Source organism: Citrobacter sp. wls710 (assembly GCF_005281115.1).
In the GTDB taxonomy this organism is placed as follows: Bacteria; Pseudomonadota; Gammaproteobacteria; order Enterobacterales; family Enterobacteriaceae; genus Citrobacter; species Citrobacter werkmanii.
Map to the genome: position 1 here is coordinate 73,334 of NZ_SZXD01000039.1, position 13,682 is coordinate 87,015.

Sequence of the window (13,682 nt, forward strand, 5' to 3'; positions counted from 1 at the left end):
CCGCGCTGAAACCATTGTCCTAACCCGTGATAATCGTCGTTTGCCTGAAAAACACTGCATGGATGTCAGAATGCGCGACCTGAGATGGCTGGCTCGTCGGTTATATCCACGACGATTACGCAACCAAATGATCATGATGGCCATTCTGATGGTCATCATTCCGACGATATCCATAGGTTATATCGTAGAAACTGAAGGCCGTTCAGCAGTCTTATCTGAAAAAGAGAAAAAACTGTCATCAGTCATAGCCCTGCTAAACGATGCGCTGGGCGACAGCTTTAACAACTACGACAACCTGCCGCGCGAAGAGCGCATTCGGGCGCTTAATCATGAGTTAGCCCCCGTTACCGAGCGAATTACCCGGGCGTTTCCCGGCGTTGGCGCAGGGTATTACCACAAAGCGCTGGATGCCATTATCACCTACGCGCCCTCTGCGCTGTATCAGAGCAATGTAGGTATCACTATCACTGACGATCATCCGGGACGCGAAGTGATGAGTAGCAATGCGCCAGTGGTCTATTCAGGGCGACAGGTGCGCGGCGACATACTCAACTCTATGATCCCAATAGAGCGCCATGGAGAGGTTATTGGGTATATCTGGGCCAATGAGCTAACCCAAGATATCCGCCAGCAGGCCTGGAGAATGGACGTCAGGATAATTGCCGTGCTGGTTACCGGGCTCATCTTTAGTCTGCTGCTGATCGTGCATTTTTCACGCCGACTCAGTGCGAATATCGACATTATCACTGATGGGCTCTCAACGCTGGCACAAAAAACGCCCGCCCGACTGCCTGAACTCCCCGGCGAGCTGGGACAAATCAGCCGTAGTGTTAATGCACTGGCGCAAACGCTACGGGAAACCAAAACCCTCAACGATCTGATTATTGAAAATGCCGCAGATGGTGTGATCGCCATCGACAGACAAGGTGACGTCACCACCATGAACCCGGCGGCAGAGCAGATAACGGGCTACACGCTGCATGAACTGGTCGGACAGTCCTATGCTACGCTGTTTGCCAACACGCAGTTTCATAGCCCGGTACTGGATACTCTTGAGCACGGTACTGAGCACGTGGCTCAGGAGATTAGCTTTCCGGGACGTGAACGCACCATTGAGATAAGTGTTACCACCAGTCGGATCCATAACGCACACGGCGAACTGATTGGCGCGCTGGTTATTTTCTCCGATTTAACCGCCCGGAAAGAGACCCAGCGTCGGTTGGCGCAAACCGAAAGGCTCGCCACTCTGGGTGAACTGATGGCCGGGGTCGCGCATGAAGTGAGAAATCCGCTGACCGCAATCCGTGGCTACGTCCAGATCATCCGCCAGCAAACCTCCCTGCCGGAACATCAGGAGTATTTATCTGTTGTGCTTAACGAAATTGATTCCATCAATAAAGTTATTCAACAACTGTTAGATTTTTCACGCCCACGACAAAGCCAGTGGCAGCAGATTCAGCTCAATGCGTTGATTGAAGAGACGCTAATCCTGGTGCAAACCGCCGGCCTTCAGGCACGGATTGGTTTTACCACGGAATTAGATCCCAGCCTGCCGCCGATCGTCGCCGATCGCGAACTCCTCAAGCAGGTGATCCTCAACATTTTAATCAATGCAGTACAGGCGATCGCTGCGCGAGGCGAAATTCGCATTCGCACCTGGCAATACTCGGCCTCACAACAGGCCGTGATGATTGAAGATAATGGCAATGGTATCGATCTCGCCATCCAGAAGAAAATATTCGATCCCTTTTTTACGACAAAAGCATCCGGCACTGGTCTTGGACTGGCGCTGAGCCAGCGCATCATCAATGCGCATCAGGGGGATATCCACGTAACCAGCCAACCTGGCTGTGGGGCGATATTCACTCTGATTTTACCTCTTAACCCGCAGGGAAATCCGTCAGAATGAAAACGACATACCGTATTCTCATCGTTGATGATGAAGAAAATGTTCGCCGTATGCTTGCCACCGCATTTTCCCTGCAAGGGCATGAAACGCATTGCGCCAGCGACGGGAAAGCCGCGCTGAACCTGTTTAGCGAAATGCAGCCAGACGTCGTGCTGATGGATATTCGCATGCCGGAGATGGACGGCATCGACGCGCTGAAAGTGATGCGCGGGCAACAACCACGGATCCCCGTCATTCTGATGACCGCTTACGCCGAAGTCGAAACCGCAGTAGAAGCGCTACGTAGCGGCGCATTTGATTACGTGATTAAGCCCTTTGATCTCGACGAGCTAAGCATGGTGATTCAACGCGCATTGCAACTGCAGGAGATGAAACAGGAAATACGCAATCTACACAAAGCGTTGAGTACCAGCTGGCAGTGGGGGCATATTCTGACCAACAGTCCGCGTATGATGGATATCTGTAAAGACACGGCGAAAATCGCCCTCTCACAGGCAAATGTCCTGATAAGCGGTGAAAGCGGCACAGGAAAAGAGCTGATCGCCCGCGCCATTCACTACAACAGCAAACGCGCCAATGGCCCATTTATCAAAGTTAACTGCGCGGCTCTGCCGGAGTCGCTGCTGGAAAGCGAGCTATTTGGTCATGAAAAAGGCGCTTTCACCGGGGCGCAGACGTTGCGTCAAGGGTTGTTCGAGCGCGCTCATCAGGGAACGTTGTTGCTTGATGAAATTGGTGAGATGCCGCTGGTGTTGCAGGCCAAACTGCTGCGTATTTTGCAGGAGAGAGAGTTTGAACGCATCGGCGGGCACCAGACCATTCGCGTTGATATTCGCATCGTCGCCGCCACCAACCGCTGCCTGCAAACCATGGTGAAGGAAGGAACGTTTCGCGAAGACCTGTTTTACCGGCTCAACGTTATCCATTTGACTTTGCCTCCCTTACGCGAGCGTCGTGAAGACATTGCCTTACTCGCCAACCACTTTTTACAAAAATTCAGCACTGAAAATCAGCGCGATATCATCGAGATCGACCCGACGGCGATGTCGATGCTCACCGCCTGGTCCTGGCCGGGTAACATTCGTGAACTGTCAAACGTCATCGAACGTGCCGTCATTATGAATACTGGCGCGATAATTTTTGCCGACGATCTCCCCGACGCTTTCCGCAACCCGGTGAGCGCCACGACAGAGACAAAACCGACTCACTCCGGGGAGCGCAATCTGAAAGAAGAGATTAAGCGTGAGGAAAAACGCATTATCCTCGAAGTCCTCGACAGTCAGGACGGCAACCGCACCCACACGGCGTTGATGCTGGGGATTAGCCGACGTGCCCTGATGTATAAATTACAAGAGTACGGCATCGACCCTTCGGGTTCCTGATACGCAAATTTGCTATGCAGAATTTTGCACACTGCGCAAAATTCTGCATAGCCCCTCGCTTTCCCTCTCCGTTAGAAATATAGAAATACATTAATAAATTCAAACGACTAAAGATTAATACGTCTTTTAAAGCATCCTGGCATTCTGCTTGCACTTCCCTGAGCGTACCCAAAATGGAGTATGCAAAAGGGAAACATAATGAAAACAAAACTGATTACCTTACAAGACGCTGCAGGCTTCTTTCGTGACGGCATGACCATCATGGTCGGTGGTTTTATGGGGGTAGGCACACCGCCTCGCCTGGTTGAAGCCCTGCTGGAATCTGGCGTCAGAGATCTGACGCTGATTGCTAACGATACTGCATTTGTCGATACCGGTATCGGGCCACTGATCGTCAATGGGCGGGTGAGCAAAGTCATTGCCTCGCACATTGGCACCAACCCGGAAACCGGTCGTCGCATGATTGCCGGCGAGATGGACGTACAGTTGGTTCCGCAAGGTACCCTGATCGAGCAAATTCGCTGCGGCGGCGCGGGTCTTGGTGGTTTTCTGACGCCTACCGGCGTTGGCACCATCGTGGAGGATGGTAAGCAGACCATCACGCTCGAGGGCAAAACCTGGCTGCTTGAACGACCATTGCGCGCCGATTTAGCGCTTATTCGCGCCCATCGCTCTGACATGCTTGGCAACCTCACCTACCAGCTCAGCGCCCGAAACTTTAACCCTCTGATTGCTCTCGCCGCTGACATCACGCTGGTTGAACCGGATGAAATGGTTGAAACAGGCGAGCTGCAGCCTGACCAGATTGTTACCCCCGGCGCCGTTATCGACCATATCGTCATTCCACAGGAGAGCTAATCATGGATGCTAAACAACGTATTGCGCGCCGGGTGGCGCAAGAGCTTCGCGATGGCGATATCGTCAACTTAGGTATTGGCCTGCCAACCATGGTAGCCAACTACTTGCCTGCAGATATTCACATTACGCTGCAATCTGAGAATGGTTTTCTGGGACTGGGCCCAGTGACCACCGCGCATCCTGACCTGGTAAACGCGGGCGGCCAACCGTGCGGTATTTTGCCAGGCGCGGCGATGTTTGATAGCGCCATGTCGTTCGCGTTGATTCGCGGCGGTCACGTTGATGCCTGTGTATTGGGTGGGTTACAGGTCGATGAGCAGGCAAACCTTGCCAACTGGGTGGTTCCCGGCAAGATGGTGCCCGGCATGGGGGGCGCTATGGATCTGGTGACCGGTGCACGGAAAGTCATTATTGCCATGGAGCATTGCGCGAAAGACGGCTCAGCAAAAATCCTGCGGCAATGCACCATGCCGCTCACCGCGCAGCATGCTGTGCACATGCTGGTCACTGAACTTGCCGTATTCCGCTTTATTGACGGCAAAATGTGGCTGACTGAAATTGTTGAAGGATGTGATGTCGCCACGCTGCGTGAAAAAACCGAAGCGCAGTTTGCTATTGCCGACGATCTGCTCATCCTGCGAGGTGACGCATGATTGGCCGCATCGCTCGCTTTATGACACGGGTGGTCAGCCGCTGGCTGCCCGACCCGCTGATTTTCGCCATGTTGCTAACATTGCTGACCTTCGGCATCGCGCTATGGTTAACGCCACAGGCGCCCATCAGCATGGTGAAATTCTGGGGTGACGGTTTCTGGAACCTGCTGGCGTTTGGTATGCAGATGGCGCTAATCATCGTGACCGGCCATGCGTTAGCCAGTTCCGGGCCAGTGAAAAGCCTGCTGCGTACGGCGGCATCCGCTGCCAAAACCCCCGCTCAGGGCGTAATGCTGGTCACTTTTTTTGGTTCGGTTGCCTGCGTTATCAACTGGGGATTCGGTCTGGTAGTCGGGGCGATGTTCGCCCGTGAAGTCGCTCGTCGGGTACCGGGCTCCGATTATCCGTTACTGATTGCCTGCGCCTACATCGGCTTCCTGACCTGGGGCGGTGGTTTTTCCGGTTCAATGCCTTTGCTGGCGGCAACGCCTGGCAACCCGGTCGAGCATGTAGCGGGGTTAATTCCTGTCGCGGACACTCTGTTCACCGGCTTCAATATCTTCATCACCGTGGCGCTGATTGTGGTAATGCCGTTCATCACGCGCATGATGACGCCAAAACCTACAGATGTGGTGAGCATCGATCCGAAACTATTACTGGAAGAAGCTGATTTTCAGAAGAAGCTGCCGCCAGACGCGCCGCCTTCGGAAAAACTGGAAGAAAGCCGCATTCTGGCACTGATCATCGGTGCATTAGGTATTGCCTATCTGGGCATCTACTTTGCCGAGAAAGGTTTCAACATCACCATCAATACCGTCAATCTGATGTTTATGATTGCCGGTCTGCTGCTGCATAAAACACCGATGGCCTATATGCGTGCCGTCAGCGCTGCCGCACGTAGCACCGCCGGGATTCTGGTGCAATTCCCCTTCTACGCCGGTATTCAGTTGATGATGGAGCACTCTGGTCTCGGCGGGCTTATTACCGAGTTTTTCATTAACGTCGCCAACAAAGATACCTTCCCGCTGATGACCTTCTTCAGTTCAGCGCTGATTAACTTTGCCGTGCCGTCCGGCGGCGGCCATTGGGTTATTCAGGGACCGTTCGTCATGCCTGCGGCGCAGGCGCTGGGTGCCGATCTTGGCAAATCAGTGATGGCCATCGCCTACGGGGAGCAGTGGATGAACATGGCACAACCATTCTGGGCGCTACCGGCGCTGGCCATCGCCGGGCTGGGCGTGCGCGACATTATGGGGTACTGCATCACCGCCCTGCTCTTCTCCGGCGTCATTTTTGTTATTGGATTGACCCTGTTCTGACGGCAACAACTTATTAAAAGGAACTGAAAAATGAAAAACTGTGTCATCGTCAGCGCGGCACGTACCGCAATCGGCAGTTTTAACGGCGCACTGGCAACAACGGGGGCCGTCGAGCTTGGAGCCACCGTCATTAGAGCCGCCCTTGAGCGTGCTCACCTTGATCCACAGCGCGTGGACGAGGTGATTATGGGCAATGTGTTGCAGTCAGGACTCGGACAAAATCCGGCGCGTCAGGCATTGTTAAAAAGCGGCCTGTCCGACACCGTTTGCGGCTTTACCGTCAACAAAGTGTGCGGCTCGGGCCTGAAAAGCGTGGCGCTTGCCGCCCTCGCAATTAAGGCAGGACAAGCTCAGGCGATCGTGGCGGGAGGGATGGAAAACATGAGCCAGGCCCCCTATCTGTTAGACGCAAAAGCACGCTGGGGATATCGTCTTGGTGATGGGCAATTGTCAGACGTTATTCTGCGCGACGGTCTGATCTGCGCCGAGCATGGGTATCATATGGGGATCACCGCAGAAAATGTCGCCAAAGAGTACGGCATCAGCCGCGAAATGCAGGATGAACTGGCACTGCAGTCACAGCGTAAAGCCGTGGCTGCAATCGCGTCCGGCGCATTCGAGGCTGAAATCGTGCCCGTCAGCGTGTCGTCTCGTAAAAAAACCATCATCTTTGAGCGCGACGAGTTCCCCAAAGCTGACTCGACGGCGGAAGGGCTCGCCGCCTTGCGCCCAGCCTTCGATAAAACAGGAACCGTCACCGCAGGCAACGCTTCGGGGATCAACGACGGTGCGGCGGCATTAGTGGTAATGGAAGAGTCTGCGGCACTGGCGGCAGGGCTAAAACCACTGGCACGGATCAAAGCCTGGGCCAGCGGTGGCGTGGCACCGGCGATGATGGGGATGGGGCCGGTTCCGGCCACGCAAAAAGCGCTACAGCTGAGCGGGCTGCAGCTGTCCGATATCGATCTTATCGAAGCCAACGAGGCATTTGCCGCGCAGTTTCTTGCCGTCGGCAAAACGCTGGGGTTCGATCCGCAAAAGGTTAACGTCAACGGCGGGGCTATTGCCCTGGGACATCCTATTGGCGCCAGCGGCGCACGAATTCTGGTTACGCTGCTGCATGCGCTACAGGCACGCGATCAAACGCTTGGGCTTGCCACGCTGTGCATCGGCGGCGGTCAGGGAATCGCAATGATTGTGGAACGCATGAATTAAAAAAAGGGCCGGATTTCTCCGGCCCTTTTCATAACATCTCAATTACTCGTCAGCGTCATCCGCTGCATCATCATCAGTTTCTGCTTCAGGCGCGATATCATCGTCGCCCTCAGCGGCACTTCCGTCGATGGAGTCGAGTTCTTCATCATCAACCGGCTCAGCAACGCGTTGCAGACCCACGACGTTTTCATCTTCCGCAGTACGGATGAGGATCACGCCCTGGGTATTACGCCCTACTACGCTGATTTCCGACACGCGAGTACGCACCAGCGTACCTGCATCGGTGATCATCATGATCTGGTCGGTATCTTCAACCTGCACCGCGCCAACAACAGAGCCGTTGCGCTCGGTCACTTTGATGGAGATAACGCCCTGAGTCGCACGAGACTTGGTCGGATACTCTTCTGCCGCGGTACGCTTACCGTAGCCGTTTTGCGTCACGGTCAGGATAGCGCCTTCGCCGCGCGGAATAATCAGAGAAACGACTTTGTCTTCGCCTGCCAGTTTGATACCGCGTACGCCGGTCGCGGTACGCCCCATCGCACGAACGGCATCTTCTTTAAAGCGCACCACTTTACCCGCGGCAGAGAACAGCATGACTTCGTCACTACCGGACGTCAGGTCAACGCCAATCAGCTCGTCGCCTTCGTTCAGGTTAACTGCAATGATACCGGCGGAACGCGGACGGCTGAACTCAGTCAGCGCGGTTTTCTTCACCGTACCGCTGGCGGTCGCCATGAAGACGTTCACACCTTCTTCGTACTCGCGTACCGGCAGAATAGCGGTGATACGTTCGTTCGCTTCCAACGGCAGCAGGTTGACGATTGGACGTCCACGCGCGCCACGGCTGGCTTCCGGCAACTGATAAACCTTCATCCAGTACAAACGACCACGGCTGGAGAAGCAGAGGATCGTGTCATGGGTGTTAGCCACCAGCAGGCGGTCAATAAAGTCTTCTTCTTTAATACGTGCTGCTGATTTGCCTTTACCGCCACGACGCTGTGCTTCGTAATCGGTTAACGGCTGATATTTCACGTAGCCCTGATGAGACAAGGTTACGACAACATCTTCCTGGCTAATCAGATCTTCGATGTTGATGTCAGCACTGTTCGCGGTGATTTCGGTACGACGTTCGTCGCCGAACTGCTCGCGAATCAGCTCCATCTCTTCACGGATAACTTCCATCAGACGATCTGCGCTGCCCAGAATATGCAGCAGTTCAGCGATCTGCTCCAGCAGCTCTTTGTATTCGTCGAGCAGTTTTTCATGCTCAAGGCCAGTCAGTTTCTGCAAACGCAGATCCAGAATCGCCTGGGCCTGCTGTTCAGTCAGGTAGTACTGACCGTCACGCACGCCAAATTCCGGCTCCAGCCATTCAGGACGCGCGGCGTCATCACCGGCACGTTCCAGCATGGCGGACACGTTGCCCAGTTCCCACGAACGCGCAACCAACGCAGCTTTCGCTTCTGCCGGGGTCGGCGCGCGGCGGATCAGTTCGATGATGGGGTCAATGTTCGCCAGCGCAATCGCCAGCGCTTCAAGGATATGCGCGCGGTCGCGGGCTTTACGCAGTTCAAAGATAGTACGGCGCGTTACGACTTCACGACGGTGACGTACAAACGCGGCAATAATATCTTTCAGGTTCATGATCTTCGGCTGACCATGGTGCAGCGCAACCATGTTGATACCGAAAGAAACCTGCAGTTGGGTCTGGGAGTAAAGGTTGTTCAGAACCACTTCTCCGACCGCATCGCGTTTCACTTCAATCACGATGCGCATACCGTCTTTATCAGACTCGTCACGCAGCGCGCTGATGCCTTCAACGCGTTTGTCTTTTACCAGCTCGGCGATTTTCTCGATCAGGCGCGCTTTGTTCACCTGATACGGAATTTCATGGACGATGATGGTTTCACGGCCGGTTTTGGCGTCAGCTTCGACTTCCGCGCGGGCGCGAATGTACACTTTGCCACGACCAGTACGGTAGGCTTCTTCGATACCACGACGACCGTTAATGATCGCGGCGGTCGGGAAGTCCGGACCCGGAATATGTTCCATCAGCCCTTCAATGCTGATGTCTTCATCGTCAATGTATGCCAGACAGCCATTGATCACTTCCGTCAGGTTGTGCGGCGGAATGTTGGTTGCCATACCTACCGCGATACCGGACGAACCGTTCACCAGCAGGTTAGGAATTTTGGTCGGCATGACGTCAGGAATTTGTTCGGTGCCGTCGTAGTTATCGACGAAATCAACCGTTTCTTTTTCCAGGTCAGCCATCAGCTCATGGGCGATTTTCGACATACGGATTTCCGTATAACGCATCGCCGCTGCGGAGTCGCCATCGACAGAACCAAAGTTACCCTGACCATCTACCAGCATGTAACGCAAGGAGAATGGCTGCGCCATACGAACAATGGTGTCGTAAACGGCGGTATCACCATGAGGGTGGTATTTACCGATTACGTCACCAACGACACGGGCAGATTTTTTATAGGCTTTATTCCAGTCGTTGCCCAATACGTTCATGGCGTAAAGTACGCGACGGTGAACCGGTTTCAGGCCATCTCGGACGTCTGGCAGCGCACGGCCAACAATGACCGACATCGCATAATCCAGATATGAGCTCTTCAGCTCTTCCTCAATGTTGACCGGTGTAATTTCTCTCGCAAGGTCGCTCATCTAACCGCTATCCCTCTACTGTATCCCGGATTCAAAGGTCGCAAATTATAACACATTCGCACAGATTCAGGTAAATGGATTCCCCCTGACAGAGGCTTTATTCATCCCGTCAGGCTGATATACTCATTTGCATCGCAAATTTAGGAGTAGAAGCCCCAATGAATGCCGAAAAACCCCCGGTAAGCCACAACGTTGACCATGAAGAAATTGCCAAGTTTGAAGCAGTCGCGTCACGCTGGTGGGACCTTGAGGGTGAATTTAAGCCACTGCACCGCATTAACCCGCTGCGTCTGGGTTACATCACGGAGCGCTCAGGCGGCCTGTTTGGTAAAAAGGTACTCGACGTAGGCTGCGGCGGCGGCATTCTGGCAGAAAGTATGGCGCGCGAAGGCGCAACCGTCACGGGCCTGGATATGGGCTTTGAACCGTTACAGGTAGCAAAACTGCATGCGCTGGAGAGCGGTATCCAGGTCGAGTACGTCCAGGAAACCGTCGAAGAGCACGCGGAAAAACATGCGCACCAGTATGACGTGGTGACCTGCATGGAAATGCTGGAGCACGTGCCGGACCCGCAGTCGGTGGTCAGCGCCTGCGCCAGGCTGGTTAAACCGGGCGGCGAAGTGTTTTTCTCCACGCTTAACCGCAACGGCAAATCCTGGCTGATGGCCGTGGTCGGAGCGGAATATATTTTGCGCATGGTGCCGAAAGGCACGCATGATGTGAAAAAATTTATTAAGCCTGCAGAGTTATTACAGTGGGTAGATCAGACCGTGCTGAAAGAGCGTCATATGACCGGCTTGCATTACAACCCGATCACCAACAGCTTCAAACTCGGTCCGGGCGTTGATGTGAACTATATGGTCCATACCACCGCCAATGTTGATTAACCACTTTCTGTAGGCCGGATAAGGCGTCCAACGCGACTATTCGGCATGCTGACAGGAATAGGGCCTGATGGCGCTTCGCTTATCAGGCCTACAATTCCTGTGCCAGATCATAAGAACTTTCTTCGCCTTAGATGAAGAAATCAGCACTCGATCAAATTTTCTATTTTTTTTCTCAATTATTGACATCCCCGCCAGGCCTTATAAGACGCGCACTTAGCGATTCTTACCCTTTTGCAACCTCAATTTAACGTCAAAATCAACTCTTGTGCTGAAAAGAATCCCTACTAGAATACTCACCATATAGCGTCTATTTTATCAAACAACCCCTACATATAGTATTTATCCACAGACTTAGTCACAACATGACTCTGTGGATAATATGGGGGATATTTTTTCTTTCACGGACAGGTAAAAAACCACATGAATCAGAGTCTGCTGGTGACAAAGCGTGATGGTAGTACAGAGCGCATCAATCTCGACAAAATCCACCGAGTTCTGGATTGGGCGGCAGAAGGACTGAATAACGTATCGATTTCTCAGGTCGAGCTGCGCTCTCATATTCAGTTTTATGACGGTATCAAAACTTCCGATATCCATGAGACGATCATCAAAGCAGCCGCCGACCTGATCTCCCGCGAGGCGCCGGATTATCAGTACCTGGCTGCCCGCCTGGCTATTTTCCACCTGCGCAAAAAAGCCTACGGCGAGTTTGAACCGCCTGCACTTTACGACCATGTCGTGAAAATGGTTGAAATGGGCAAATACGACAATCATCTGCTGGAAGACTACACGGAAGAAGAGTTCAAGCAGATGGACTCGTTCATCGTACACGACCGTGATATGACCTTCTCCTACGCTGCGGTGAAGCAGTTAGAAGGTAAATATCTGGTGCAAAACCGTGTCACCGGTGAGATTTATGAAAGCGCGCAGTTCCTCTACATTCTGGTAGCGGCCTGCCTGTTCTCTAACTATCCGCGTGAAACGCGTCTGCAATATGTAAAACGTTTCTATGATGCCGTTTCAACGTTCAAAATTTCTCTGCCAACGCCAATTATGTCCGGCGTGCGAACCCCAACCCGTCAGTTCAGCTCCTGCGTACTGATCGAGTGCGGCGACAGCCTGGATTCCATCAACGCCACCTCCAGCGCGATTGTGAAATACGTTTCCCAGCGCGCCGGTATCGGTATCAACGCCGGCCGCATCCGTGCGCTGGGCAGCCCGATTCGCGGCGGTGAAGCGTTCCACACTGGATGTATTCCGTTTTACAAGCACTTCCAGACCGCGGTGAAATCCTGCTCGCAAGGAGGCGTGCGCGGCGGTGCGGCCACCCTGTTCTACCCAATGTGGCATCTGGAAGTCGAAAGCCTGCTGGTGTTGAAAAACAACCGTGGCGTTGAAGGCAACCGCGTGCGTCATATGGACTACGGCGTACAAATCAACAAGCTGATGTACACCCGTCTGCTGAAAGGCGGCGACATTACCCTGTTCAGCCCGTCCGACGTGCCGGGGCTGTACGACGCGTTCTTCGCCGATCAGGACGAGTTCGAACGTCTGTACACCCAATATGAAAACGACGACAGCATCCGTAAACAGCGCGTGAAAGCGGTCGAACTGTTCTCCCTGATGATGCAGGAACGTGCCTCTACAGGCCGTATCTATATCCAGAACGTGGACCACTGCAACACCCACAGCCCGTTCGATCCGGTAGTCGCTCCGGTGCGCCAGTCCAACCTGTGTCTGGAAATCGCCCTGCCGACCAAACCGCTGACCGACGTTAACGACGAAAACGGCGAAATCGCGCTGTGTACGCTGTCCGCTTTCAACCTTGGCGCGATTAAGAGCCTGGACGAGCTGGAAGAACTGGCCGTACTGGCGGTGCGCGCGCTGGATGCGTTGCTGGATTATCAGGATTATCCAATCCCGGCCGCCAAACGCGGCGCGATGGGCCGTCGTACGCTGGGTATTGGCGTCATCAACTACGCCTACTGGCTGGCGAAAAATGGTAAGCGTTATTCTGACGGTAGCGCCAATAACCTGACCCACAAAACCTTCGAAGCCATTCAGTATTACCTGCTGAAAGCTTCTAACGAGCTGGCAAAAGAGCAAGGCGCGTGCCCGTGGTTTAACGAAACAACTTACTCCCAGGGTATCTTGCCGATCGATACCTATAAGAAAGACCTTGATGCTATCTCTGACGAGCCGCTGCACCTGGACTGGGAAGCGTTGCGTGAGTCCATCAAAACTCACGGCCTGCGTAACTCCACGCTGTCTGCGCTGATGCCATCGGAAACCTCTTCGCAGATCTCTAACGCGACTAACGGTATTGAACCACCGCGCGGCTACGTGAGCATCAAAGCGTCTAAAGATGGGATTCTGCGTCAGGTCGTGCCGGACTACGAACACCTGCACGACGCCTACGAACTGCTGTGGGAAATGCCGAACAACGACGGCTATCTGCAACTGGTAGGTATCATGCAGAAGTTTATCGATCAGTCGATTTCTGCCAACACCAACTATGATCCGACGCGTTTCCCATCAGGAAAAGTGCCGATGCAGCAGTTGCTGAAAGACCTGCTCACCGCCTACAAATTTGGCGTCAAAACGCTGTATTATCAGAACACCCGCGATGGTGCGGAAGATACTCAGGACGATCTGGTACCGTCCATTCAGGACGATGGCTGCGAAAGCGGCGCATGTAAGATCTGATGAATGTTGCCGGGTAGCGCTACGCTTACCCGGCCTACGATTGCACGGTTTGTAGGCCGGATAAGGTGTTTATA

The 13,682-nt window shown here is 53.7% G+C and carries 9 protein-coding genes; 8 read left to right on the forward strand and 1 reads right to left on the reverse strand.

Annotated elements, in window-relative coordinates; all coding sequences use genetic code 11:
• Positions 1-70 precede the first annotated feature (70 nt).
• The 6 genes from atoS (at position 71) to FDX14_RS18670 (ending at position 7,336) form a co-directional block, all read left to right on the forward strand.
• Complete coding sequence (atoS, locus tag FDX14_RS18645) at positions 71-1,909, forward strand: two-component system sensor histidine kinase AtoS (RefSeq protein ID WP_042307221.1); 1,839 nt, start codon at positions 71-73, stop codon at positions 1,907-1,909.
• Positions 1,906-3,291 (forward strand): acetoacetate metabolism transcriptional regulator AtoC, encoded by a 1,386-nt coding sequence (gene atoC / locus FDX14_RS18650; protein WP_137350035.1) that lies wholly within the window; start codon positions 1,906-1,908, stop codon positions 3,289-3,291. Before atoS ends, atoC begins: the two co-directional genes overlap by 4 nt.
• Before the next feature lie 198 nt (positions 3,292-3,489).
• The gene (gene atoD / locus FDX14_RS18655) at positions 3,490-4,149 is read left to right on the forward strand and encodes an acetate CoA-transferase subunit alpha (RefSeq protein ID WP_038642220.1); all 660 of its coding nucleotides are present in this window, start codon (positions 3,490-3,492) and stop codon (positions 4,147-4,149) included.
• 2 nt (positions 4,150-4,151) lie between these two features.
• Positions 4,152-4,802 (forward strand): 3-oxoacid CoA-transferase subunit B, encoded by a 651-nt coding sequence (locus FDX14_RS18660; protein WP_137350036.1) that lies wholly within the window; start codon positions 4,152-4,154, stop codon positions 4,800-4,802.
• On the forward strand, positions 4,799-6,121 hold the full coding sequence (locus FDX14_RS18665) for a TIGR00366 family protein (protein ID WP_137350037.1): 1,323 nt from the start codon (positions 4,799-4,801) through the stop codon (positions 6,119-6,121). The genes FDX14_RS18660 and FDX14_RS18665 overlap by 4 nt, the downstream gene beginning before the upstream one ends.
• A 30-nt stretch (positions 6,122-6,151) precedes the next feature.
• Complete coding sequence (locus FDX14_RS18670; protein WP_042307156.1) at positions 6,152-7,336, forward strand: acetyl-CoA C-acetyltransferase; 1,185 nt, start codon at positions 6,152-6,154, stop codon at positions 7,334-7,336.
• Positions 7,337-7,378: 42 nt separating this feature from the next.
• On the opposite strand, the gene gyrA is transcribed toward FDX14_RS18670, so the two are convergent.
• Positions 7,379-10,015: a DNA topoisomerase (ATP-hydrolyzing) subunit A gene (gene gyrA, locus FDX14_RS18675; protein WP_079223335.1), complete on the reverse strand. Its 2,637-nt coding sequence runs from the start codon at positions 10,013-10,015 to the stop codon at positions 7,379-7,381.
• Positions 10,016-10,173: 158 nt separating this feature from the next.
• Here gyrA and ubiG point away from each other — a divergent pair, with 158 nt between their 5' ends.
• Positions 10,174-10,902 (forward strand): bifunctional 2-polyprenyl-6-hydroxyphenol methylase/3-demethylubiquinol 3-O-methyltransferase UbiG, encoded by a 729-nt coding sequence (gene ubiG / locus FDX14_RS18680; RefSeq protein WP_137350038.1) that lies wholly within the window; start codon positions 10,174-10,176, stop codon positions 10,900-10,902.
• 420 nt (positions 10,903-11,322) lie between these two features.
• Complete coding sequence (gene nrdA, locus FDX14_RS18685) at positions 11,323-13,608, forward strand: class 1a ribonucleoside-diphosphate reductase subunit alpha (protein WP_137350039.1); 2,286 nt, start codon at positions 11,323-11,325, stop codon at positions 13,606-13,608.
• Positions 13,609-13,682 lie beyond the last annotated feature (74 nt).